This is a genomic window from Micromonospora sp. NPDC127501 (genome assembly GCF_040302185.1).
In the GTDB taxonomy this organism is placed as follows: domain Bacteria; phylum Actinomycetota; class Actinomycetes; order Mycobacteriales; family Micromonosporaceae; genus Micromonospora.
Genome location: NZ_JBEORJ010000002.1, coordinates 694,460 through 718,662 on the forward strand (window position 1 = coordinate 694,460; position 24,203 = coordinate 718,662).

The following is a 24,203-nucleotide window of genomic DNA, read 5'->3' on the forward strand; positions in this document are numbered from 1 at the left end:
GGTACGCCCACCCTTGGGTAGGCCGTTCGGCTCTTGGTCACTGGAGGAGGATCATGTCTACCCTCGATAGGTCTCCATCGATCGCAACGCCGTCGCGGCGGCGTTGGTGGTTGCCCCGCATCCTCGCCGCCAGCGCGGCGGCGTTGATGGTCGGTGGCGCTGCCGTAGCGGTGGTGTCGTCTCCCGCCGCCGCGGCGTCGGTCGACACGAACGCGTGGTACGTGTTGGTCAACCGCAACAGCGGCAAGGCCCTGGACGTCTACAACCTGGCCACGAATGACGGTGCCCGGATCACCCAGTGGGCCCGCAACAACGGCAACCAGCAGCAGTGGCAGTTCGTCGACTCCGGTGGTGGCTACTACCGGGTGAAGTCGCGGCTGTCCGGCAAGGTGCTGGACGTCTCGGGCTTCTCGACCGCCAACGGCGGCAGCATCGTGCAGTGGAGTGACCTCAACGGCACCAATCAGCAGTTCCGGCTGGCCGACTCGGACAGCGGCTACGTCCGGTTGATCAACCGGAACAGCAACAAGGTGATGGAGGTGCAGGGCGCCTCGACCGCCGACGGCGGCAACATCGTGCAGTACGACGACTGGAACGGCGCCAACCAGCAGTGGCAGTTCGTTCGCGTCGACGGAACCACGCCGCCGACGACGACTCCGCCGCCGGGCGGCACGTGCGACCTTCCGTCGACGTACCGGTGGTCCTCCACCGGGGTGTTGGCGAACCCGAAGTCGGGTTGGGTGTCGCTGAAGGACTTCACCGTCGCCCCCTACAACGGCCAGCAACTGGTCTACGCCACCACGCACGACTTCGGGTCCAGCTGGGGTTCGATGAACTTCAGCCTCTTCACGAACTACTCGCAGATGGCATCGGCCACCCAGACCGGAATGAACTCCGGCACCGTCGCGCCGTCGCTGTTCTACTTCGCGCCGAAGAACATCTGGGTGTTGGCCTACCAGTGGGGTGGCACGGCGTTCTCCTACCGGACCTCGACCAACCCCACCAACCCGAACGGCTGGTCCGCAGCGCAGCCGCTGTTCACCGGAAGCATCACCGGCTCCGGTACCGGCCCGATCGATCAGGCTCTCATCGGTGACGGTACGAACATGTACCTGTTCTTCGCGGGTGACAACGGCAAGATCTACCGGGCCAGCATGCCGATCGGGAACTTCCCGGGCAACTTCGGCAGCAGCTACACGACCATCATGAGCGACACCACGAACAACCTGTTCGAGGCCCCGCAGGTCTACAAGCTGCAGGGTCTGAACAAGTACCTCATGATCGTCGAGGCGATCGGCTCGACGGGCCGCTACTTCCGTTCGTTCACGGCGACCAGCCTGAACGGTTCGTGGACGCCGCAGGCCGCGTCCCAGAGCAACCCGTTCGCGGGCAAGGTCAACAGCGGCGCGACCTGGACCAACGACATCAGCCACGGTGAGCTGCTGCGTACCAACGCCGACCAGACGATGACCGTCGACGCCTGCAACCTGCAACTGCTCTACCAGGGGCGTTCCCCCAGCTCCGACGGCGTCGACTACGGCCTGCTGCCGTACCGGCCGGGTCTGCTGACCCTGCAGCGCTGACTCTGTCTGATCAAGTTCGACTGACCCGGAACGGGCGGGCTCGGCGTCACGCCGAGCCCGCCCGGCTCATGTCAACGCTGCGATCGGCCCAGGCTCACCGGATCGGCATGCCGGTGACACAGGTCAGCACCTGGCCCCGACCACGGGTGGCGCTCGATGTGGCGGTGGCGAAACCGTGGGTTTCCAGCAGTACTTCGGTCGCGGTGAGGTTCGCGGTGGCGTGCGCTTCGGTGGGTCGCTCGCCGAAGACGTAGAGCCGTCCGTCCGGCGCCAGCAGGCTGCGCATCCGAGCGATCTGCTGCGCCGCGTCGCCCAACCAGAAGAGGCTGACGTTCACCGCGAAGATCTTGGTGAAGTGGCCGGTCGGAAGGTCGGCCGACTCGAACCCCGTTCGCCGGATCTCAGCTCTGCCGGCGTCGATGTGGCTCAGGTTCCGTTCGGTCGCGAGCCGCACCATCGTCGCGGCACTGTCGATGGCGACGATCCGACCGGTGGTGAGTTGACCGGCGACCAGGGAGACGGCGACTCCCCGACCGCAGCCGATCTCCAGCACCTGGTCGTCGGGCGCGACAGACATGATCTGCACCGCCCAGCGCTGCCGATGGGCGGGCGTTGCCCGAATCGGTTCGTTCGGCGCGGGCGTCGTGCCAGCGCTGGACGAACCCGGATCGCGGCTCGAAAGAGTGGACCTCACGACGTCACTCGCCGGTGCCTTCTCTGCTCACACCCCTGATTCCACCCTCTCAGCGGAGTCGGTGCACCGTGTCCTCGGTCACCGCGCCGGATCGACAGACGCGGCAGCCATCAGTGCACGGGCAACGGGGTGACGTCCCCGAGGGCGTCCGTCGGGGCCGGGACGTCCTTCGGGGCTCCGGCGTTCACCATTGCCACCGAGACCAGGGCCGCTGCGACCACGAATCCGACGGCGACCCAGTACGCGACCGAGTAGCCGCACATCAGCGCCTCGTTCCGCTCCTGGGCTCGCGCCGCCGGACCACCGTGCGAGACCAGGTAGGTGGCGGCCGTAGTTGAGCGATGAGATGAACACCAGGGCCTCCCACCGCTGGGACTCTCGGGCCGCGCGACCTGTGAGCATGACTGTTCCTTGAGAGTGGTTTGTGGGCATTCGGATTCGCCCAACGCCAACGAATTTATGGAACGATCACCAAAGAACGCTTCGACAGCTACAGCGTCACCACGGGTGATTGCGGCAGCCGAATCAGCGTATTTATGCGCTATATCCGGCCGGTCAAGGCGATGTCGCACCTGCGGGAGAGCGCCGCTTGTGAGTGGCATTACTTTGGCGATCGTTCCAGAAAAGGCTAGCGTTCCGTCTCACCAAGAGCCCTGCGGGCCCCGTGGCGGCTCACCAGTCGAAGTGGATGTGAGACGAGATGTCTGGACGGTTGGAAGCAAAGGTGCTGGTCGTGACCGGCGGCACGCAGGGCATGGGCCTGGCGTTCGCCCAGCGGGCGGCAGCGGAAGGGGCCCGCGTCGTCATCGGCGCCCGGGACAAGGACCGGGGCGAGGAGGCCGCCGCGCAGATCAGGAACGTGGGCGGCAGTGCCCTCTTCGTGCCCACCGACGTGACGGTCGAGGAGGACATGGCGCGGCTCGTCGACGCCGCGGTGACGGAGTACGGGCGGCTGGACGGCGCGTTCAACAACGCCGGCGGTGGCCCGATGGCCAGCGTGCGCGAGACCGACAGCGACAACTGGCACCGGTCGCTCGCCCTCAACCTGACGAGCGTCTTCTACGGCCTCAAGTACGAGCTCCCGGCGATCATCGCCTCCGGCGGTGGCGCGATCGTCAACAACGCCTCGGTCTCCGGCGTGAAGGGCGACGGGACCCAGGCCGCCTACAACGCGGCGAAGCACGGGGTCATCGGTCTGACGCGCTCGGCGGCACTTGACGTGGCGCGCTCCGGTGTACGGGTCAATGCCCTGGTCACCGGCCTGATCGACACCCCGCTCTGGCAGGGCGTGGTCAGCCAGGCTCCGGAGATCGCGGAGCGCTACCTGTCGGCGCAGCCGACCGGACGAGCCGGGACCTCCGACGAGGTCGCCGCGCTCACCGCGTTCCTGCTCAGCGACGAGGCCACATTCATCAGCGGCGCCTCCATTGCCATCGACGGTGCCCTCACCGCCTGAAGCACCGATACACCGATACACCGAGGCACCGAGGCACCTCGGCACCGGAGTCCGGTCCGGGGCGGCGGCTCCAGCAGCCGCCCCGGACCGGGTAGTGCGTCAGGCGATCCGATAGGCCCGCTGGATCGTCTGCGTGACCGTGTTGCCGGCGGTGTCGGTGGCGGTCAGTCGCAGCGAGACGAATCCGGCCCGTCGTGGATGACTGATCAGCGCGACGTTCCGGATCACCGGCAAGGCGACCCAGGTCCGGCCGTCGTCGAACGACGCGGACACGGCGAGCGTCCGGTTGGGCGCGGCCTTCGACCCGGCCTGTCGGTCCAGCGCCACCGGGATCGTCATGATCCGGCCGGCCCGCGCCGTGTTGGTGTCGTCGAGCACGGGCGTCGGGCGAGCCGTGGTCAGAGGCAACCGCTCCGGCGACGTGGTGTGCGCCGAGGTGAAGGTCCAGGCCACCGAGACCGACGTCGACAGGGTGTCCGGTGCGCCTCGGGTGGCGGTCGCCTCCAGTCGGTAGGTGGCCTTCCCGGCGGGCACCGTGAAGTCGGCCCACGGGCTGTCCGAGGTGCCGATCTCCTTACCGTCGCGCAGCAGCCGGAACCGCACCGGCTGGTCGTCGCGGCTCGCGGGGCGACCGGTCGCGTCGCCGAACAGGGGCACCGACGCGATCGAGATGGTGTCGCCGTCGCGGCCCGCGTACCCCAGGGGTGACAGGGTCGGTGCCTGGGTCACGGTGGGCCCGAAGGGCGCCGCGTTCCAGGTCTGGGTGTACGCACGCCCCGACCTGAAGGTGGAATCCTGCGTCGTGAGGTTGTCCCCCTCGACGAACGTGGACGTCCAGACGATGCCGCCGTCTGTGTTGTAGTACTCGGTGCCCTTGAACGGCAGGTCGACAGGTGTGTTCGACCCGATCGGGCCCGCGCCTCCGGGCGCCGACGCGCGGTGGAACCGGGTGGCCGTCGCCGCCGTGGACTGGCTGCGGTAGGTCGTCTTGACAGTGGCCAGGTTCTTCGGCGACAGCTTCCTGGTCAGGCCGGTGAACATGTCGCCCTTGCCGACGTACGCCAGGTCGTAGGTGTAGGGGCTGTTGCGGAAGGTGCCGTCCCTGCCCGGCCGGGCGAGCCCGACGCCCAGCGTGGCGGTGAACTCGGGTGCCGCGACGGCGGGCCCGAGCCGGCCGAAGAAGACGTCCGTGACTGACACTCCGCTGAGTTGGACACCCGGGTAGCGCAGGCCGTCGTCCCAGTTGGCGCTCACGTTGATCGAGATCGGCGCGGCGTCGTGCTGCGGCACTGTCAACGCGACCGGCTTGGCGTTGCGGGCGTCGACCGCCTCGGTCACCGGGCCGCGTACGTCCAGTACCGGCTGCGCGAGCAGGGTCGACACGGCACCCTCGTGGATGGTGCTGTACAACGCGTACCGACCCTTGGGCAGCCGCAGGACGCCGCCGCCCGGTGTCGCGGGGAGGGTGCTGAACTCGCCGGTGGTCAGGTTCGCCGCCACTGTCGTGTACTCGGTGGCCGGCTTGCCGTCGCGTCCGGTGTGGTCGAGCCGTACGTCGTAGCTCTCGATCTCACGGTTCAACACGAAGGGCGTCCGAACCCGCAGGTCGGCGGCGCCGGTCGCGGTCAGCGCGCCCTGGTAGACGCCGTCCGGGGCGTCCACCCGGGTGTCCACAGTGATCGTCGCCTCGGCGCGGCCACCGGCCGGCACCACCAGCGTGGCTGGGCTGACGGTGAGCATGCCCGCCGGGGCCGGAGCGATGGCCAGCGTCAGGGTGACCGGCGCGGTGCCCGTGTTGCGGTAGCCGACGACCTGGGTGATCGGGCTGTCGTCGGCGTGCGGCCAGCGCTGCACCGGAAAGTCGATGGCGGCGATGTCGGTGGCGACCGGCTGGGCGACCGCGCGGGCGATGTCCACCCGGCCGGCGCCCTGCTCGTAGATGGTGTCCTCGCCGGTCGGCTTGGCCGAGTCCATCAGGGCGGCCTTGAGCTGCGGGCCGGTCCAGTCCGGGTGTTGCCCGGCGAGAATCGCGGCGGTGCCGGCCACGTGCGGGGTCGCCATCGACGTACCCGACATGGTGGCGTAGTCGCCGCCGGGGGCGGCGGCCACGATGTCGACGCCCGGCGCGCTGATCTCGGGCTTGATGTGGTTGTCGCCGATGCGCGGGCCCCGGCTGGAGAAGTAGGCCCGCTGGTCGTCGGCGTCCACCGCGGCGACGGCGAGAGCGTCGTCGGCGGAGGCAGGCGAGGAGACCGACTTCGGTTTCCCCTCGTTGCCGGCGGCGACCACGAAGAGGGTGCCGTACCGGTGGCTCAGCTCCTGGACCGCGGTCTCCAGCGGGTCGAGGCCGGGTGCGTCGTCGCCGCCCACGCTCAGGTTGACCACCCGGGCCTGCGGCGCGAGCCACTGCATGCCGGTGATGATGTCCGAGTCCTGGCATTCGGTGGTGGCGCAGACCTTGCCGACGAGCAGCTTCGCCCCCGGCGCGACCCCGCGATACCTGCCGCCGGAGGCCGCACCGCTGCCGACGATCGTCGATGCCACGTGGGTGCCGTGGCCGACCGAGTCGCCGGGGTCGTTGCCGCCGGTGAAGTCCCGGACCTCGGTGAGGTGGCCGGCGAAGTCGGGGTGGCCGGCGTCGATCCCGGTGTCCAGCACGCCGACGGTGACGCCGGTGCCGTCGAAGCCGGCCTGCCACGCCGCCGGGGCACCGATCTGCGGCACGCTGCGATCGAGGGAGACGGTGCGCTTGCCGTCCAGCCAGATGTGGGTGATCCCCGCGGCGAGGGTGCGCGCGGACGTCGTACCTCGGGTCAGCGACGCCCAGAGCGTCACCCGGTCGTCCCGGTCCGCCCGGACCGCGAGCGCGTGCGCGGCCGGGAGATCGGCCCGCACCCGCCCGGCACCCCCGGTGGTCGCGGTCCGCGCCCGCGCCGCCATGTTCTCGGGGTACGCGACCAGCAGCGGCAACTCGGCTGTCCGGTCGTCGTAGCCGAACTCGCCGAGCGTGCTGAGGTCGAACAGGCGTCGGTCCAGCCGCCCGTCCCGCACCAGCGGCATCGCGTCCACCGGGATGACGTACTGGTGACCGTCCTCCTGGCTGCTCACGAACCGCATGCCGGCCCGACCCGGCCCGCGCTGGATCTGTGGGCGCCCGGCCGCGTCCAGCGAGACCCGGTCGCCGGTGATCAGGGTGAAGGTTCCGTGGCTGCCGGGGGCCGTGGCTGTCGGCTTCTCCTGCGCGTTCGCCGGTGGGGCGATCAGGCCCGCCGCAACCAGCGCGGTCGCGAGTACGCCGGCTGTCAGGGCGCGTCGTTGCCGTCGTCGCACATCGTCCTCTCCGCCACGGGCGTCTCCCGGGTCGGCACGATGACGCCTGACCAGGTCGTCAGGTTGATCACACTGGTGTGACAGAGAGCACAATCGCGGCCCGCGCCGACGTGACCGGTCCACCCTTGCGAGTTCCATGCGGCGGTGACCAGGGGACGAGGCATGGGAGGGCACCGGTCGGATGCGTGACGCCGAAGAGTTCGATGCCCTCTACGCGGCCTGTGCGGGTCGGGTCGTGGGTCATGTGTACGCGCTCACCGGCAACCGCGCCGAGGCGGAGGACGCCGTCGCCGAGGCGTTCATGCGGGCCTGGCAGCGATGGGCGACGGTTCGGGAGACGGACAGTCCGGAGGCGTGGGTCCGCCGGGTGGCCTCCCGGATCGCGGTGAGCAGCTGGCGCAAGGCGTTCAACCGGGTACGTGCGCACCGCCGGGCCGCTGTCGACCAGGGCGTGCCCGGACTGAACGAGGACCACGTCGCGCTGTTGCAGGCGCTGCAACGGTTGAGCGCCAACGAGCGGCGGGCGGTTGTGCTGCACCATCTCAACGACCTCAGCGTCGCGGAGGTGGCAGCCGAGATGCAGGCCCCCGTCGGAACCGTGAAGACGTACCTCGCCCGTGGTCGGAGAGCGATGGCCGGGTTGCTGACCGATGCGCATCAGGAGGAGACCTCCCATGGCTGATCCGCGCGACGATCTCACCGCGATCGTGGACGAGGTTCGGCGAGTCGCCACGCTGCCGGGAGCGCAGACGTTGCGGCACCGCAGCGACCGGCGTCGGCGGCGTCGGACGGCCGTCGGCGCAGCGGGGCTGGCCGTGGTGGCCCTCGCCGCCGGCGCCGCCCTGGTGCAGGTGCGGAACAACGTCGGGACGCCCGGTGTCGGTCCGGCCACCCAGGTCGCACCGCCAGTGGTCCCGTCCGCGACCGCCTCGGCGGGACCGCAGGAGATCCTCGGCGGCCGGCGGCAGGTCCAGATCGTGCTGCCCGGCATGCGCGGGGCCACGTTGGCGATCGACCGCGACGGCGATCAGGTGCGGGCCACCACCGAACAGGGCATCGACGGTCGGGCGCTGTGGGTGCTGCGCCCCGAGGGCGACAGGTACCGGATCGTCCTGGCGTCCGGTGCCGACGCGATCTGCATGACCGTCGTGCACGACGCCGCGCCGGGCAGCGTACGCGGCCGGGCGTGTGAGGCCGCCGCCTCGACGCAGCTCTTCCGGATCGATCAGGTGCCTGACGGCGGCTACTCGATCTTCCAGGGCAAGCGTTACGTCCAGGTGGTCGACGGCACCAACGCCCTGGTTCCCGACCTGCCCGAGGGCCTGACCACCACGTACGAGTTCCTGGACCGCGGGCCGAGGTGAGCGGGCTCGACAGCGGGCCACCATCGTGCCGTCGGTGCTCGGCGCGGACGTGATGCCGGCCGTCGAGCCGGACGCTGGCGTCGAAAGGTTTCGACGCGGGGAGCCCGAAACTTTCGGAAAAACATTGACATCCCGCGATGGGTCGACTCAGGCTTGACGTGGCTGGCAATCGTGATCATCGATCTCGCTTCGTCCCTTCCTGTAACCACCACCTCGGAAGGAGACCTCTAGTGACCATCCCCTCGGGCCGTTCCAGGACCCGGTTCCCGGTCGTCGTGCTGGCGCTGGCAGCGCTCACGGTCGCCGGATCGGTATCGGTAGTGACACGAACGACGAACGCTCAAGCCGCCGTAGGCACGCTGGCCGCGGCAGTGGAGGACGAGGGCGCCGACTGCGCCGTGCCCGGTCTGCCTGACCTGGGCTCGCTGCCCACCAACGCCAAGCTTCCCGATCCCTTCAAGAAGCTGAACGGGACGACCATCACCGCCAGGTCCGACTGGCGCTGCCGGCGGGCGGAGATCAAGGAGCTTGCCGAGAAGTTCGTCTTCGGTGAGAAGCCCGCCAAGCCCGCGACGGTCACGGGGACGGTGTCCAACAGCAGCATCAGCGTCAACGTGGCACACAACGGCAGGAGCTCCACCTTCTCGGCGCGGGTCGAGCTGCCGAGCGGCACCGGTCCGTTCCCGGCCGTCGTGGTCGTCGGCGGGTTCGGCGCGGACACGGCCACCATCAAGGCCGCCGGCGCTGCCGTGATCAGTTACGACCCACTGGCGGTCGGCCGCGAGGGCACTCCCCGGAACAACAAGCAGGGCGCGTTCTACAGCATCTACGGCTCATCGAGCAGTACCGGACTGCTCGCCGCCTGGGGGTGGGGCGTCAGTCGGATCATCGACGTCATCGAGCAGTCCGACGGCAGGATCCTCAAGGCGGACGCGATGGGCGTCACCGGTTGCTCCCGTTACGGCAAGGGCGCCTTCGCGATCGGTGTGTTCGACCAGCGCATCGCCCTGACCATGCCGATCGAATCGGGCAGCGCGGGTGTCCCCATCTTCCGGGGCATCCCGGGTGAGGGCGCGCAGAGCCTGAGCAGCGCGTACGGGGAGCAACCCTGGCTGGGTGACGCGTTCGGCTCCTTCACCGGCAGCCCGAACCGGCTCCCGGTGGACACCCACGAGATGGTCGCCATGGTGGCACCGCGCGGACTGTTCATCATGGACAACCCGCACATCGCCAACCTCGGCCCCCGGTCGGCGAGCGTCGCGGCCCTGGGCGGCGCCGAGGTCTACAAGGCGCTCGGCGCCGGCGACAACATCACCTACTGGTCCGACGTGCAGGACGGCAGCCACTGCGCCAACCGCCCCGAGTGGCGTACCCCGTTGCAGAACAACATCCGCAAGTTCCTGCTGAAGACGGGCAACGAGCCGGGCGTGATCCGGATTTCCAGCAGGGCGCTCGGCCGGTTGGCCGACTGGCGGGACTGGTCGACCCCGGTCCTGGCGGACGGTCCGACCACGCCGCCCCCAACCACGCCGCCTCCGACGACGCCGCCCCCGACCACGCCGCCCCCAACCACGCCGCCTCCGACCGGTGGTGGCTGTGCGGCGACGGTGTCGGTCAACCAGTGGACGGGCGGTTTCGTCGCCACGGTGCGGGTGACCGCCGGCACCGCGCCGGTCAACGGTTGGACGGTCACCATGACTCTGCCGTCGGGTGCCAGCATCACCAGCGTCTGGAGCGCCAACCGGAGCGGCAGCAGCGGGACCGTTCAGTTCACCAATGTCGCCTACAACGGCGCCATCGCGGCCGGGCAGTCGACCGAGTTCGGTTACCAGGGCAGCGGCGCCGGTGCGGGGATGACTCCCACCTGTTCCGCCGGGTGACCCGCAGGCCCGGTGCGGAGGTGCACAGCCTCCGCGCCGGGTCGCGCGGCTCTGAGGCGTAGCCCGAGCGTCAGAGCCAGACCACGAGCCCGGTCAGGTCGTTGAGGACGGCGGCCACGCCCGCCCGGATGGCCGCCGCGCACCGGTCCGCGGTGAACGAGTTCGGGTCGTACGTCGAGGACATCCCGAGCCCCTCGCCACGGAACGATGCGCCGTCCCAGTCGACCGCTGTGACGTTGTGGGTGGGCTCGGCGAGTTCCGCGCCGACCACGAGGAACTTCTCGTCCAGGTGGTTCGGGGTGACCAGCGCGAGCCCGTCGATGAGGTCGTTGCCCGCGCTGACGATGAGGTCCGGGCCCATCTCCATCGCCTTGGCGATGCTGGGAACGGTGTCGTGCGCAGTGCCGACGACGATCGTCCTCAGGTCGACGTGCTCGTCGTCGGCCCACTCCTTCACCGCCGTCACGAGGGCCTTGGTCGGGTTGTCCGCACCGCTGGTCAACAGGACGACCCGGTAGTCCTTCGGCGGGTGGACGTCGGCCCACGAGCCGGGCCGCGGGGTGATGGTCGCCTCCGGCGCGGGCTTCGTGGAGGGGTCGACGAACCCCGGGCCGAGGGTGCCGATGGCGCTGGGCGCCGGACGTGGCTCGGACCAGTCGTCGCTGGAGTTGCAGGCGGTTACCAGCGCGGCGGTCGCGGCCAGCATGGCAACGGCCCGAAGCGGGGGGCGCAAGGTGATCGTCCTCCGGGTGGTGGCGGAAAGTGCGCGTACTTCTTCGTATTCCTATCTCAACTCCGGTCACCGTTAATCGGTGGACGGTCGTTCGGGGAAGTTGTTCTCCGGCGGTTCGTCGGTGCGCGGGTTGGTGTTCACCCACGGCATGCAACGTGCACTGGCCAACCGAGGGAGTCGAATGTCAGGCCGCATCCGCCGTACCGTTATCGTCGCCGCTGTCGGTTTCGCCGCAGCGGTGGTTCCGTTTCTGGGAGCCGAACCGGCGTCCGCGCACGGCTTTTCGTCGACCGTGTACGCGAAAATTGCGGCGGGAGATGAGGGTCACATTCGAACCGGGGTGGAGCTCGAATACGACCTCCTCGTGGTGTCCGCTGCGGATGCCGGCGACGACGACCCGCTCTTCCAGGCGGGAACCGCCGCGTTCGAGGCGGGCGACACCGCGGCCCAGGCCGCTGCCCTGAAGGATCACGAGTCGGCGGTTCTCGGGTACGTCTCCGACCGGTTCTCGGTGAGTTCCCGGGGTACGGCCTGCCGGCCGACCCAGGTGGGTGACGCGACGATCGGCGAGCGCGAGGGCGTGCCGTACGCGGATCTGCTGCTCGACTGGACCTGCCCGGAGCGGGTCGACGAGCACGTGGTGCGCAGCGGCCTCTTCCCGGATGGCGAGGGCTACGTCAAGGGCACGAAGACGATCGTCACCTACGAGATCGACGGCCGTTCGGGCAGCGCGGCGCTCGACGCTGCCAACCCGTCCTTCTCGACCGCGCAGGCCTGGTACGAACGGTTCGGCGAGTTCTTCCTCCTGGGCGCCGAGCACCTGCTGACCGGGATCGACCACATCCTCTTCCTGCTGGCGCTCATCGCGGGGTCTCGGCGGCTTCGGGAGATCGTGCTCGCGGCCACCAGCTTCACAGTGGCGCATTCGGTGACGTTCATGCTGGCCGCGCTCGGCCTGGTCGAGGTGCCGGGGGCGGTCGTCGAGCCCGTCATCGCGTTGTCGATCGCCGTCGTCGCCGGCTGGCACCTGTGGGGGATCTGGCGACGTGGTGAGCACGCGGCCGAGCTGGAGACGGCCGGGCGCGGCCACTTCAGCCTGGATCGGGCCGGCTGGATCCGCCTCGGCGTGGTGTTCTGCTTCGGCCTCGTGCACGGCCTGGGCTTCGCGGGCGCGCTGGGTATCGACGAGGCGTGGTCGTGGACCCTGCTGTGGTCGCTGCTGGTGTTCAACGTCGGCATCGAGGTCGTTCAGTTGACGATTATCGCTGTCGTCTTCCCGTTGCTGTTCGTGCTGCGCCGTCGTGCGCCGAAAGCCGGGCTCTGGGCGACCGGGGCTGTTTCCGCAGGCGTGTCCATTATGGGGTTGATCTGGTTTGTGCAGCGCGTTTCTGGATCATGAGTAGGGCTAAGTAGTTCGTGAAGTGCAGTCGTTCGCAAGATCACGTTCATGGCTGGTTCACCGGGCGGCGAAAACGTGGAATTGCTTCCCCAGCGTCGGGTGAAGGCACAATCCATTTCTCTATTTGAAAAGGGAACAATGTCGATGACATTGAGCACCTCGACACGGGCCTCGGCGCTCGTGCGGCGGCGCCTGGTCGCCGGGGTCGCAGCCGGTTTCCTCGGTCTGGGCGCGGCCCTCGGTAGTGGCCTGATGGCCACCGCGAGCGCGGCCGAGTCCACCACGATCACCGGTGTGGTCCTCGGCGTCGGCGCCAACGAGACCCAGCGCATCGTGAGCTGGTACTCCTCCGCCGACACCGCGCAGAAGATCCAGCTCGTCCCGACCGCCGAGATCGTCAACGGCGAGTTCCCGGCCGGCGCGGTCAGCTTCGACGCCGTCGGTGCGGCGAACACCTCCACCACCGGCTTCAACCGGCACGCCACGATCAGCAACCTGCGCGAGAACACCGCGTACTCGTACCGGGTCGGCGCCGAGGGCAGCTGGTCCCCGGCGTACGCCTTCAAGACGCAGGACTTCGAGGGCGACTACGACTTCCTGTTCTTCGGCGACCCGCAGATCGGCTCCTCCGGTGACCGGCTGAAGGACCAGGCCGGCTGGGAGGACACCCTGAAGGTCGCCACCGCGGCCAACCCGAACGCCGAGCTGTTGGTCTCCGCCGGCGACCACGTGGAGAGCGCCAACGACGAGGGCCAGTGGACCTCGTTCCTGGCCCCCGACCAGCTGCGTCAGATCCCCCTCGTCGCCACCATCGGTAACCACGACGTCGGCGGCAAGTCGTACGAGCAGCACCACTTCACCCCGAACACCGACCGCTCGGCCCAGTACTACAACGGGGACCAGGCGACCCGGTCCGGCGGCGACTACTGGTTCATCCACAAGGATGTGCTGTTCATCGACCTGAACAGCAACAGCTACGCCAACCCGGCGGACGGCTCCGCCGGTGGCGACGCGGCGCACGTCGCGTACGTCACCGACGTCATCAACAAGCACGGCTCCGAGGCCAAGTGGAAGGTGCTGGTCTACCACCACTCCATCTACTCGCCGGCCAGCCACGCGACCGACACCGACAACAAGCAGCGGCGGGAAGACTTCACCACCGCGTTCTCCAACCTCGGCGTCGACATGGTGCTCCAGGGTCACGACCACAGCTACTCGCGCAGCTACTCCATCAAGAACGGCCAGAAGGAGAACCCGGCCGAGAAGCCGGGTGCTGCCGACGTGTTCCCCGGCCCGGGCGGCGTCATCTACGTGACGGCCAACTCGGCCTCCGGCTCGAAGTACTACGACATCAAGAAGCCGGACACCACCGGCACCGGCATCCGCGGCAACGGCCCGGACCCGCTGGACCCGGGCAAGTACTGGTACAACTCCGTGCAGAACCAGGAGCACGTGCGCAGCTACGTCAAGGTGCAGGTTCGCGGCGACAAGCTCGTTCTCGCGAACGTTCGCAGCGGCACCTGTGCGGCGCCGAACGCGGCCGTCGAGAAGGGCCTCTCCTGCGTCAACACCCCGGAGGGCCAGCCGGTCGGCTCGATCGTCGACAACGTGACAGTGCACCCGTTCCACGGTGACGGCCAGGCCATCCAGGTCAACGTGCCGAACCCGGCTCCGGGCGAGTTCGGCTGGACGATCGACGGCTACAACGGTCTGGTCGACCTGGGTACCGCGCAGGAGCGCAACGGCACCTACTTCCAGGCCAACGGCAAGATCAACCCGATCCTCGTGTCGGACAGCCGCCGCTCGCTCGCCCCGTGGTCGATCTCGGCCAACGTCGGCGACTTCTCCGACGCCGACAAGAAGTTCTCCGGCTCCTACCTCGGTTGGAACCCGTACGTGCTCGACGCCGGCGCGGGCGCCGAGGCCGGTGCCCCGGTCCTGTCGTCCCTCGACGACCAGGGCAAGGGCCTCTCGGTCTCCAGCGCGCTCGCCGCGGCCGCGCAGGGTCACCCGCGTGGTGGCGCCAAGCTCGGCGCTGACCTGGATCTGAAGATCCCGGACAGCATCGCGAAGGGCAGCTACCGCACCACCCTCACGATCACCGCACTGAGCAGCTGACCGGACTGTTCCATTCGGCGGGGTAGGCACCTTCGGGGCCTACCCCGCCACCGGTTGACCCACTACCAAGATCACCACGAGGACTTGAGATGCAACCGTCCGTAACTCGCTGGAAGACCACGACCGCCGCACGCCTCCGTACGACCGCACTGTCCCTGCTCGCCGTCGTCGCGGCCGTCGGTGTCGGCGCCGGTCCCGCCCTGGCGGCGGACGGTAACGTCGCCTGGACGGTCCGGACGGCCTCCAACGGCTACGGCGAGGCCCGGTCCAGCTACAGCTACAACGTCAACCCGGGCGGTGCCGTCGAGGACGCCATGGTCGTGGCCAACCGCGGCCCGGCGCCGCTGACCCTCTCCGTGTACGCGGCCGACGGCTTCACCACCGACGCCGGCCAGCTCGACCTGCTCACCGGGGACAAGAAGTCGATCGCGATCGGCGCCTGGGTGAAGCCGAACGCCGGCAGCGTCGTGATCCAGCCCGGAAAGACCGCCCAGGTCCCCTTCACTGTCAACGTTCCGGAGAACGCCACGCCCGGGGACTACGTCGGTGGCATCCTCACCACGCTGACCCAGGCCGACCAGGCTGAGGGGATCAACGTCGACCGGCGCCTCGGTATCCGGATCAAGTTGCGGGTGGGCGGCGAGCTGAAGCCGAACCTCGCGATCGAGAACCTCCACGTCACGTACGCCGGGCCGACCAACCCGTTCAGCAAGGGTGACGCCACCATCACCTACAAGGTCCACAACGTCGGCAACGCGGCCCTGTCCGGTAAGCAGGCGGTGACCGTCTCGGGCCCGTTCGGCCTGCTGCGGGTGCGGGCCGAGGATGTCGCCGCGCCGCCGGAGCTGCTTCCGGGTGAGAGCTGGGAGGTGACGGTGCCCGTACACGGGGTGGCTCCCGCCATCTCGCTGGCCGCGACCGCGACAGTGACACCCCTGCTCACCGACGCCTCGGGCTCCACCACCTCGCTCAAGCCGGTCCAGGTCACCGCGCACGGTTGGGCCCTGCCCTGGATGCTGGTGCTGGTGCTCGTCGTGCTGATCGCCGTGCTCGTCGGGGCGTACGTGTACCGACGCCGCAACCGGGCGCAGAGCAAGGCGCGCGAGGACGCCCGCGTACGCGACGCCGTGGAGCAGGCGCTTCGTGGCCCGGAGCCGCAGACCTCCTGATCGCGGCTCCGGTCAACTCGGCTGGCTTCGGCCGGCGGCGGTTCTCGCCCGCTGGGTCAAACCGATCGCGAACGCGATCACGGCGATCACCAGCACCGCCGCCGGCACGGATGCCCAGGTCGGGGCCGTACGCAGTACCACCGTGCCGAGCACGGCGCCGACCACCAGCCCCGCCAGCCGGCCGACACCACCCACGTCGGCGAACCGGTGCGGGTCGACGACGCGACGCCGGACCAACTCGGTCAGCGAGCCGGTCAGGTAGGTGGTCGACGCACCCCGTACGCCGGCGGCCACGGTGATCACGCTCTGGATGCCGCTCGACAGGGCCGCCATCGCCAGCAGCACGAGCCCGAAGCCGTACCCGGGACGTGCCGAGCAGGCAAACCATCCCGCTGCGAAGCCGAGGAGCAGCACCGCCTCGGCCGACGTCACCACCGCGGTGCGGCGGTTCCAACCCGGCGGGGTGTGGCGCAACGGCACCGTGGCAGCGGCCACGCCCACCGCGTACCCGCCGACCGCCACCACCGCCCCCGCGAGAGAGCGGGTGTCGGCCGTGGCGAGCGCGTGGCCGAAGTGCACCAGGTTGCCGGTGATGACGCTGGCGAAGTAGCCGTTGAGCTTGGTCAGACAGATCACGTCGAGGCAGCCTGAGGCCGTGGCGAGTGCCACCAGGAGCCAGGCCGTGGCCCGCGTCGACGGAGCGTGCACGATGCCCTCCGTCGGTCCCGCGGCCGGCGCGACGCGCCCGGTCCTTCGCGTCGAACGCACCCGCGCTCGCCCCGGCGCGGCACGCGGACATTCCCGTGCCCGCCCCGGCTACGCCCGGCCAGGCCCACCGAGCGGGGGCGTTCGCCCTTGTGGGTGAACGACGCTCAGCTCCGAACCACGCCTGTTGCCGAGCCGGCATGCTGCGACGGTGACGCCGGCACGGAGAGGGAATCCACATGGTTGACGGGGATGTGCCAGAGCGGATGCAGGCCGCCGCCTTCGACGAGTTCGGCGGGCCGGAGGTGATCACCCTGCGGAAGCTGCCGATCCCGCAGGTCGCCGACGACGAGGTGCTGATCAAGGTCTTGAGCGCCGGTGTCGGGGTGTGGGACGCGTACGAGCGCGAGGGTGTGCTGGTGCCGGAGGGCTCCGCGCTCCCGATCGTGCCCGGCTCCGACGGTGCCGGAACCGTTATCGCGGCCGGCAGCAAGGTGACCAGCCTGACGATCGGCGACCTGGTTTACGTCTCCGCCACCACTCGGCCCAAGGGCGGCTTCTACGCCGAGTACGCGTCGGTAAAGGCGGAGTACGCGGCGAAGGTGCCCGATGGTGTGCCCGCCGAGCACGCCGGCGCCATGCCCACCGATGCACTGACCGCGCTGGCCGGGCTCGACACCGTCAGCCTGTCGGCCGGCGCCTGGTTGCTGATCTTCGGTGCGAGCGGCGGTCAGGGCCACCTGGCCGTGCAGTTGGCGAAGCGGCAGGGGCTGAACGTGGTCGCCGTGGCATCCGGGGCGGATGGCGTCGCGCTGGTGACCCGGCTCGGCGCCGACGTGTCCCTCGACGGCCACGGCGACATGACCGACGTGCTGGCCCGGATCCGGGACGCGGCGCCGGGCGGGGTGAACGCCATCCTGGCGATGGCCGGCGGCGCGACGCTGGACCGGCTCACCGAGGCGCTGGCCGACGGCGGGGTGGTCGCGTTCGCCCACGGGGTGCGGCCGGAGCCGCAGGAGCGGTCGGGCGTCCTGGTCCGTGCGTACGACGGCGAATCGAGCCCTCGACAGTTGCAGCGCCTCAACGAACTCATCGAGGCCGGGCCGTTCGTGGTGCACGTCGCGGAGAAGTTCCCGCTGGGCAAGGTGCGGGACGCGCACCAGCGCCTACAGACGTCCTACTCCGGCAAGCTCCTGCTGACGGTCGCCTGAGACGTCAGGGCGTGCGCTGCTGCGGCACGCGTACCGAAGCCATGCCGGCCGCCGTCGCGGCCTGGATGCCCAGGTCGGTGTCCTCGAAGACCAGGCAGGACTCCGGGGGTACGCCGAGCTGCTCCGCCGCGAGCAGGAACGCCTCCGGGTCGGGCTTGGCCCGGGTGTAGTCGTCGGCGCAGACCAGCACGTCGAACCGGTCCAGCAGGCCGAGCGCGTCCAGGGAGGCGGTGACCGACGCGCGGGTGCTGCCGGAGACGACGGCGAACGGGACCCGCCGGTGCGCGTCGTGGATGTGCGCCAGCACCTCGGGCACGGCGGCGAGCTGCGGCAGCAACTCCTGGTAGTAGCTCTCCCGGCGCTCGACGACGGCCGCCACCGGCATGGCCAGACCCTGCTGCTCGTTCAGGGCGACGATGATGTCGGCGGTGGGCCGCCCACCCCAGGCGTAGAAGAGGTCCTCCGGGAAGTCGCAGCCCCACTCCTCAAGGGCCCGCTGCCAGGCCAGGTAGTGCAGCGGCATCGAGTCGACGATGGTGCCGTCGCAGTCGAACAGGTACGCGGCGAACGGCCCAGGAGGCAGAGGCAGACTCACCGGGGAAGGGTACAGCTCACTCGTTCGTGACGGCTCTCAGCTGGCTGAGCAGGTACGCGCGCTCCGGCTCGGTGCCGACCAGCGTCAACGCGCTGCGGTACGCGGCCGCGGCCTCGTCGTACCGGCCGAGCCGGCGCAGCAGGTCGGCCCGCGCCGCCGGGTAGGGGTGGTGGCCGCGCAGCCGAGGCTCGTCGGCCAACTCGTCGAGCAGCGCGAGCCCTGCCGCCGGCCCGTCCCGCATGGCGACCGCGGCGGCCCGGTTGAGCGCCACGATCGGTGAGGGCACCAGGCCGAGCAGCACGTCGTAGAGCGCCACCACCTGCGGCCAGTCGGTGCTGGCCACGTCGGCGGCCTCGTCGTGCAGCGCGGCGATGGCGGCCTGCACGCCGTACGGGCCGGGCGCTCGGCCGGTCAGCGCGAAAACCACAAGGCCGCGCCCCTCCTCGATCATGGGACGGTCCCAGCGTCCACGGTCCTGGTCGTCGAGAAGGATCATGGCGCCGTCCGGTCCGGTACGCGCGTCCCGTCGGGCGTGGACCAGCAGCATCAGGCCGAGCAGCCCGGCGACCTCCCGCTCGGCCGGCAGCAGTCGACGCAGGATCCGGCCCAGCCGGATGGCCTCCTCGGACAGGTCGATCCGTTGCAGGTCCGGGCCGGAGCTGGCCGCATACCCCTCGGTGAAGACCGAGTAGACGGCCTGGAGCACCGTGGGCAGACGACCGGGCAGTTCGTCGGGGCCGGGTACCCGGAACGGAATGCGTGCGTCGCGGATCTTGCGTTTGGCGCGGACGAGTCGTTGGGCCATGGTGGCGGGCGGCACCAGGAAGGCCCGCGCGACCTCGGTGGTCGTGAGGCCGGCCAGGAACCGCAGGGTGAGCGCGCCGCGATCCTGCGCGGCCAGCGCCGGGTGCGCACAGGTGAAGAAGAGCGCCAACCGGTCGTCGGGCAGGTCGCGGTCCGCGTCGGCGGGCGGCGCGTGATCGGCCCGCTCGGCCTCCGCCTGCAGTACGGCGAGCCGGGTCGCCAGCACCCGGTCCCGACGCAGCCGGTCCACGGCCCGACGCCGAGCCGTGGTGAGCAGCCAGGCGCCCGGCCGGCTCGGGACGCCGTCGGTCGGCCAGTGCGTCAGCGCCGCCTCGATGGCCTCGGAAGTCACCTCCTCGGCCAGGTCGAGGTCGCCGAAGCGGCGCACGAGCGAGGCGAGCAGTCGGCCGCGTTCCTCTCGGAACACCGCCTCCACCGACGACCCGACGGCTGCCCCCTCGCCCTGCATGGTCAGGCCTGCACGTCGAGCTCGAAGATCGGACGGACCTGAACCGATCCGGTGCCGATGGCTCCGGGGCTGCGGGCCGCCCAGTCCAGCGCGGCGTCGAGGTCCGGCACGTCGATGACGTCGTACCCGCCGAGCAGCTCGCGGGTCTCGGCGAACGGCCCGTCGGTGATCGTGCGCTCGCCGTCCGGGCCGACCTGCACCGTGGTGCAGGTGGTCAGGTCCTGCAAGGGATGCCCGGAGACCCAGACCCCGGCGTCCTTCATCTCCCGGTCGTAGCGGATCCAGTCCTCGAAGCTGCACCCGTTGTCGACGACCTCCCCGTCAACCATGGGGCTCATGAACAGCAGCATGTACTTCACGTTTCGGCTCCTCTCGGTGCGGCGTGTCGCCGTACAGCATGACGACGAACGCGGGCTGCTGTTCTCGACACCGCGCGTCAGGTTTTTCGTGGCCGGGCTGCACCGAGGGCGCGGTGGTGCTCAGGAGGGGCCCGGCTGTGCCGCCTCGGGTCGTTCGTCGCGTCGGTCCATCCGTCGCTCGAACCAGGTCACCCCGATCAGGAAGGCGGTCAGCACTGTGAGCGCCGCCAGCGGCGGCAGAGATCGGCCGATCGGCAGCAGGGCCAGCGGCAGCAGCGCGGCGACGACCTGCGTCGGATACACCGCGCCAACGGTCAGCCGGCGGAAGACCAACCTGCTGAGCAGGTAGAGGGCGGCACCGCCGTAGAGCGCGACCGCGGCCTCCCAGCCCAGCCGGCCGGGGTGCGCCGACTCCTCGGTGAGCTGGGCGATCACCTCCTCGATGCCGAGCGCGACGTAGATGGCGCCGATGATCAGCGGGGAGTGCCCGATGCCGTACGCGTCGCCGGCCACGCTGGCCCGGCGCTCACCCGGCACGTCGCTGACGGCCTTCCGCGCGGCGGGGGCCAGCCGGTCGAAGTAGAGCCACCACAGGCAGACCGTGCTGGTGAGGCCGAGCAGCGCGGCCAGCACGGCCGCACCGACCGGTGCCATCGTCCGTGGCCCTTCGCCGGCCGAGATCAACGACTCGCCCAGCGCGATGATGAGCACCAGGCCGAACCGCTCGGTGAAGTGGTCCACGCTGCCCAGTTGCCACGGCCGGAAGGTTGACGCGATCCGCGCGCCGCCGATGTCCACCAGCAACGCGGCGGTCCAGAGCGCCGTCTGGGCCGCGCCGCCGAGCAGCGCGCCGACGATCAACGGGAGCCACGCCAGCATCACCGGCACGCTGAAGAAGCGCAGCGTCGAGCGCAGTGCCGGATTCGTCGCGCTCACCCAGAACACGATCGCCAGCTGCACCGCCCGGCCGACCACGTAGGCCAGGGCGAGGGTGAGCGGCGCGTCGAGCAACCCCGGGCTCTGCTTCCACGCGTCCGGCAACACCAGCGCGGCCACGAAGATCGCCGCCATCGCGACCAGGGTGGCCGCGCGGACCAGGCCGACGTCCGGCCGGACCAGGTTCCCCACCCAGGTGTACGGGCCCCAGGAGTAGAGCAGCAGCAACAGCAGGAGTAACCCCTGGGCCAGGGTGAGCGCGCTCGGCGACCCCGCCATGAACGTGATGACCCGGGTGAGCGCGAAGACGAAGACCAGATCGAAGAAGATCTCGAACATCGTGGTCCGGTGCGTGACTCCCGCCGGCACCGGATGGATGTCGAAAATCCGCCTCATCCTCGCATTCTGCGCTATATCGCTGACGTCCGGATCCGCTGAGACCCGACGGTGTCCCAGCGGACCCGGCGTCACGCCGCCGACCGGACGCCCCGGCCTCAGGTCGAGGCGTCCGTCCGGCGCCGGCTCCGCTCAGCCCGTCGCCGCACCTGCTGGTACGCGCCGGTCAGCCCCATCGCCCGGCGTACCTCGAGCATCGTCTGGCGTACCTCCTGACGGGTCCGCTCCGTACCCTCGACGATCAGTCGGTCGACCAGGCCCCGGTCGGCTTCGATCTCGGCCCGGCGCTGCCGGATCGGCGCCAGGAACGCCTCCAGCGCGACGATCAGTCGTTCCTTGACCTCCACGTCACCCACCCGCCCGGCCCGGTACCGCCGGGCCAGGTCGGCCACCTCGTCGCGGTCCGGATTGAAGACCTCGTGGTACGCGAACACCGGGTTGCCTTCCACAGTGCCCGGCACGTCGGCCCGCACCCGGTTCGGGTCGGTGTACATGCCGAGCACCTTGCGACGCACCGTCGCCGCGTCGTCGGAGAGCGCGATCGAGTTGCCCCGGCTCTTGCTCATCTTGGCGGCGCCGTCGGTCCCCACCAGGCTCGGTGTGTCCGCCGGGATCAACTCGGGCACCGGGAAGACGGGGCCGTACAGGTGGTTGAACCGCCGGGCGATCTCCCTGGTCACCTCGACGTGTGCGGCGTTGTCCCGGCCGACCGGAACCACCTCCCCCTTGACGCAGAGGATGTCCGCGGCCTGGAGCACCGGATAACCCAGCAGCCCGTACGGCATCTCCTCCTTGCCGGCGTCGCGGGCCATGTCCTTGAGCGAGGGCACGCGTTCCAGCCGGGGCACGGTCACCAGGTTCTGGAGGAGGGTGTTGAGGTCGCCGACCTCGGGGATGGCCGACTGGAGGTAGAAGGTGGCCCGGTCCGGGTCGACGCCGGCGGCGAGGATGTCGGTCACCATCTCGCGGGCGTTGCCGGACACCTGGTCGATGTCCTCCCGGCGGTTGCGGGTGGTGAGCATGTGCAGGTCGGCGATGATGAAGAAGCTCTCGTAGCGCCGGTGCAGCCGTACCCGGTTGGCGATGCTGCCGACGTAGTGGCCGAGGTGCAGGCGGCCGGTGGGCCGGTCGCCGGTGAGCATTCGTGCGACGGACATGGTGGTGCCTCTCGTATCCGTTGGTGGGTCACGCGTGGGCGCGCGCCGAGCAGGGCTGGCTCAGCCCTGCTCGGTCAGCGGGATCGACTCAGCGAGTCGCCCGCCATCGCGCGCCGGCGCGAAACCGCAGACCACCGGCACGGAGGACGTTCAGAAGTTGCTCACGGCCATCGCCGGAGCTGGTCGGGATCTCGGGCACGGCACCGAAGAAGAGGCCGTCGACCAGGTCGACCGCCTCGGATGCGCAGGTGCCCGTCCGGACCACGGCCTCAGATTACCCGCGGGATGGCGCCGGGAGGGGGGAGGTAGCTGTCGGCGTAGTAGGCGCCGACGCGCTCCCGGTACTCCTGGTCGGCCGAGTCCGGATCGAATGGTGGCGCGTCCTTGATCTGCTGGCGGGTCCGGTCGACATAGACGACCCGTTCCTGGTGATCCACCCGGTCGACCGTTCCGGCCGGCAGCAACACCTTCTGGCCAAAGATCCACGGCCCGGTGTCCACCACCAGGTGCCCGGCGTCCGCCTCGTCGCTCGTCTCGTCGATGGTCCCGACGCGCCCGTCGCTCGCCTGCACCTGATAACCCACCAGGTCGACGGGTGTACCCGGGCCGGGGGCATCCGGGCCGTCGTGCCCACCCTCCTGACCCTCCGGAGGAGTGACCGAGGGGGTGGTCTGGGTATAGCCGCCGGCCAAGGCGGATGGATCACGCCAGGCCCAGGGGTTGAAGATCGAGGGTTGCATGGGGCGCCTCCAGGGGGACGGTCCGCAGCTGTCCTCCCTCGCAGTGCCCATCCGGCTGACGCCGGAAACAGCCTGCGCTCCGCGCGGCGGTGCTCCAGCCAGGTGTGGCAGGGCGTTCGCGTTCGCGACGCCGGCCCGCTGAACAGGTGCGCTGGCATACTCGACTGCCATGGTGCTGTCGCGAGGGTGGAGTCTCTTCCTGGTCGGGGTCGGCGTCTGGACCTGGGTGATCTGGCCGAGGTTCGCGGTGGCCATCTGGCAGGACCCGCGGTCCTGGGCGTCCGGCACGGTGGCCGACGGGGCCGCCACCAGCTTCCTGTGGGTGCACGCGCTGCTGATCGCCGCGTCCCTGGCAATCGGCACCACCGCTGGCGTCCTCGGCGTCCGGGCCTGGCTCGCCGCCCGCCGGCGGCAGCCGTCCTGATCGCCGCCGCTTCCGCGGACAAGGCCGATCGGCGCCCGGACCGCTGTGGGTCTGACCGAGCCCCCAATTGCTGCCCGGGCGGGTCTGACCGAGCCCCGGCTGCTGCCCGGGCGGGCCTGACCTGGGAAAACCGGTCGGAGGTGCGAATGTGACGCGCGCCGCTACCCGTGGATTTGACGATCAAACCCGCAGACGCGTAACTTTCTCTCTGCCAGCGCGGAACGGGGCAAACGGGACGAAGGTCCTAGAGCACCGGAACGGGATGGCAACCGGGTCAACCAGGGGTTCGCTCCTGGGAGACGCGGTCCGGGCGGGGCTTGCCGGATCGGCCGCGAGGCGGATTTGGTGCGGCGAAGCCGACCGGGTAAGGTTCACGACCGGCAGGGAACCGGGCGAGACTGCGGGAAACCGCAGCGGCCGGCCTGCCGAATCCGACGACCTGACGCAGCGGTTCGCTGCTGCGTGAGTGCGCCGGCGCTGACCCGTACGAAGCATGACAGACCGGGACACACGGTTTGACACGGCGAAGACGGTGAGGTAACGTAGTAAAAGTGCCCGGCGCGAGAGCGACGGGGACGCGGTACGAAAAGCCCCGGTTGGGGTTCCACTGAGTGTGGGGCTTCTGGTCGGTGTGTGGTTGTTCTTTGAGAACTCAACAGGGTGCTTGTAAAGCCAGTGCCA

General features: G+C 70.0%; 22 protein-coding genes. 10 read left to right on the forward strand and 12 right to left on the reverse strand.

The features are described from left to right. Nucleotides 1-53: 53 nt before the first annotated feature. On the forward strand, nucleotides 54-1,583 hold the full coding sequence (locus ABTW72_RS07260) for a non-reducing end alpha-L-arabinofuranosidase family hydrolase (protein WP_350855324.1): 1,530 nt from the start codon (nucleotides 54-56) through the stop codon (nucleotides 1,581-1,583). 94 nt (nucleotides 1,584-1,677) lie between these two features. On the opposite strand, the gene ABTW72_RS07265 is transcribed toward ABTW72_RS07260, so the two are convergent. Next, a complete protein-coding gene (locus ABTW72_RS07265; protein ID WP_350855327.1) occupies nucleotides 1,678-2,160 on the reverse strand; it encodes a class I SAM-dependent methyltransferase in 483 nt (160 codons plus the stop codon). A 227-nt stretch (nucleotides 2,161-2,387) separates the two neighbouring features. Then, entirely contained in the window at nucleotides 2,388-2,540 is a 153-nt protein-coding gene (locus ABTW72_RS07270; protein WP_350855329.1) for a hypothetical protein, read from the reverse strand. 470 nt (nucleotides 2,541-3,010) lie between these two features. Between ABTW72_RS07270 and ABTW72_RS07275 the strand changes: the two genes are divergently transcribed. Continuing rightward, nucleotides 3,011-3,733 carry an SDR family NAD(P)-dependent oxidoreductase gene (locus tag ABTW72_RS07275; RefSeq protein WP_350855332.1) on the forward strand — a complete coding sequence of 241 codons (723 nt, stop codon included), beginning with the start codon at nucleotides 3,011-3,013 and terminating at the stop codon, nucleotides 3,731-3,733. Nucleotides 3,734-3,832: 99 nt separating this feature from the next. Here ABTW72_RS07275 and ABTW72_RS07280 read toward each other — a convergent pair whose 3' ends face one another. Next, on the reverse strand, nucleotides 3,833-7,063 hold the full coding sequence (locus ABTW72_RS07280; protein WP_350855334.1) for a S8 family peptidase: 3,231 nt from the start codon (nucleotides 7,061-7,063) through the stop codon (nucleotides 3,833-3,835). Between the two features lie 181 nt (nucleotides 7,064-7,244). Between ABTW72_RS07280 and ABTW72_RS07285 the strand changes: the two genes are divergently transcribed. From ABTW72_RS07285 to ABTW72_RS07295, 3 genes are all read left to right on the forward strand, one after another. Next, nucleotides 7,245-7,745, forward strand: coding sequence for a sigma-70 family RNA polymerase sigma factor (locus tag ABTW72_RS07285; RefSeq protein ID WP_091396991.1), 501 nt, complete (start codon nucleotides 7,245-7,247; stop codon nucleotides 7,743-7,745). Then, on the forward strand, nucleotides 7,738-8,427 hold the full coding sequence (locus ABTW72_RS07290; RefSeq protein ID WP_350855337.1) for a hypothetical protein: 690 nt from the start codon (nucleotides 7,738-7,740) through the stop codon (nucleotides 8,425-8,427). The genes ABTW72_RS07285 and ABTW72_RS07290 overlap by 8 nt, the downstream gene beginning before the upstream one ends. Before the next feature lie 230 nt (nucleotides 8,428-8,657). Continuing rightward, complete coding sequence (locus ABTW72_RS07295) at nucleotides 8,658-10,307, forward strand: glucuronyl esterase domain-containing protein (RefSeq protein ID WP_350855339.1); 1,650 nt, start codon at nucleotides 8,658-8,660, stop codon at nucleotides 10,305-10,307. Nucleotides 10,308-10,377: 70 nt separating this feature from the next. Here the strand turns inward: ABTW72_RS07295 and ABTW72_RS07300 are convergent, their stop codons facing one another. Further along, complete coding sequence (locus ABTW72_RS07300; RefSeq protein ID WP_350855342.1) at nucleotides 10,378-11,040, reverse strand: type 1 periplasmic-binding domain-containing protein; 663 nt, start codon at nucleotides 11,038-11,040, stop codon at nucleotides 10,378-10,380. Between the two features lie 79 nt (nucleotides 11,041-11,119). Between ABTW72_RS07300 and ABTW72_RS07305 the strand changes: the two genes are divergently transcribed. The 3 genes from ABTW72_RS07305 to ABTW72_RS07315 all read left to right on the forward strand — a co-directional run bounded on the left by ABTW72_RS07305 (nucleotide 11,120) and on the right by ABTW72_RS07315 (nucleotide 15,726). Then, nucleotides 11,120-12,439, forward strand: a complete 1,320-nt coding sequence (locus tag ABTW72_RS07305) for a HupE/UreJ family protein (protein ID WP_350855345.1) — start codon at nucleotides 11,120-11,122, stop codon at nucleotides 12,437-12,439. Nucleotides 12,440-12,583: 144 nt separating this feature from the next. Next, nucleotides 12,584-14,557 (forward strand): purple acid phosphatase family protein, encoded by a 1,974-nt coding sequence (locus ABTW72_RS07310; protein ID WP_350855348.1) that lies wholly within the window; start codon nucleotides 12,584-12,586, stop codon nucleotides 14,555-14,557. 89 nt (nucleotides 14,558-14,646) lie between these two features. Further along, on the forward strand, nucleotides 14,647-15,726 hold the full coding sequence (locus ABTW72_RS07315; RefSeq protein WP_350855351.1) for a COG1361 family protein: 1,080 nt from the start codon (nucleotides 14,647-14,649) through the stop codon (nucleotides 15,724-15,726). 12 nt (nucleotides 15,727-15,738) lie between these two features. On the opposite strand, the gene ABTW72_RS07320 is transcribed toward ABTW72_RS07315, so the two are convergent. Next, entirely contained in the window at nucleotides 15,739-16,434 is a 696-nt protein-coding gene (locus ABTW72_RS07320) for a YoaK family protein (protein ID WP_350855353.1), read from the reverse strand. Nucleotides 16,435-16,670: 236 nt separating this feature from the next. Here ABTW72_RS07320 and ABTW72_RS07325 point away from each other — a divergent pair, with 236 nt between their 5' ends. Beyond that, nucleotides 16,671-17,642, forward strand: a complete 972-nt coding sequence (locus ABTW72_RS07325; RefSeq protein ID WP_350855356.1) for a quinone oxidoreductase family protein — start codon at nucleotides 16,671-16,673, stop codon at nucleotides 17,640-17,642. 4 nt (nucleotides 17,643-17,646) lie between these two features. Here the strand turns inward: ABTW72_RS07325 and ABTW72_RS07330 are convergent, their stop codons facing one another. From ABTW72_RS07330 to ABTW72_RS07360, 7 genes are all read right to left on the reverse strand, one after another. Further along, on the reverse strand, nucleotides 17,647-18,237 hold the full coding sequence (locus ABTW72_RS07330) for an HAD family hydrolase (RefSeq protein WP_350855358.1): 591 nt from the start codon (nucleotides 18,235-18,237) through the stop codon (nucleotides 17,647-17,649). Nucleotides 18,238-18,253: 16 nt separating this feature from the next. Beyond that, entirely contained in the window at nucleotides 18,254-19,510 is a 1,257-nt protein-coding gene (locus ABTW72_RS07335; protein WP_350855361.1) for an RNA polymerase sigma factor, read from the reverse strand. 2 nt (nucleotides 19,511-19,512) lie between these two features. Beyond that, nucleotides 19,513-19,860 (reverse strand): YciI family protein, encoded by a 348-nt coding sequence (locus ABTW72_RS07340; RefSeq protein ID WP_350855480.1) that lies wholly within the window; start codon nucleotides 19,858-19,860, stop codon nucleotides 19,513-19,515. A gap of 129 nt (nucleotides 19,861-19,989) precedes the next feature. Continuing rightward, nucleotides 19,990-21,201 (reverse strand): low temperature requirement protein A, encoded by a 1,212-nt coding sequence (locus ABTW72_RS07345; RefSeq protein ID WP_350855364.1) that lies wholly within the window; start codon nucleotides 21,199-21,201, stop codon nucleotides 19,990-19,992. 98 nt (nucleotides 21,202-21,299) lie between these two features. Then, complete coding sequence (gene trpS / locus ABTW72_RS07350) at nucleotides 21,300-22,358, reverse strand: tryptophan--tRNA ligase (protein ID WP_350855366.1); 1,059 nt, start codon at nucleotides 22,356-22,358, stop codon at nucleotides 21,300-21,302. A gap of 88 nt (nucleotides 22,359-22,446) precedes the next feature. Continuing rightward, nucleotides 22,447-22,623: a hypothetical protein gene (locus tag ABTW72_RS07355; RefSeq protein WP_350855369.1), complete on the reverse strand. Its 177-nt coding sequence runs from the start codon at nucleotides 22,621-22,623 to the stop codon at nucleotides 22,447-22,449. A 4-nt stretch (nucleotides 22,624-22,627) separates the two neighbouring features. Further along, the gene (locus ABTW72_RS07360) at nucleotides 22,628-23,098 is read right to left on the reverse strand and encodes a PRC-barrel domain-containing protein (protein ID WP_112585918.1); all 471 of its coding nucleotides are present in this window, start codon (nucleotides 23,096-23,098) and stop codon (nucleotides 22,628-22,630) included. Nucleotides 23,099-23,267: 169 nt separating this feature from the next. Between ABTW72_RS07360 and ABTW72_RS07365 the strand changes: the two genes are divergently transcribed. Beyond that, the gene (locus ABTW72_RS07365) at nucleotides 23,268-23,522 is read left to right on the forward strand and encodes an SCO4848 family membrane protein (RefSeq protein ID WP_091397045.1); all 255 of its coding nucleotides are present in this window, start codon (nucleotides 23,268-23,270) and stop codon (nucleotides 23,520-23,522) included. The last annotated feature ends 681 nt before the right edge of the window (nucleotides 23,523-24,203 follow it).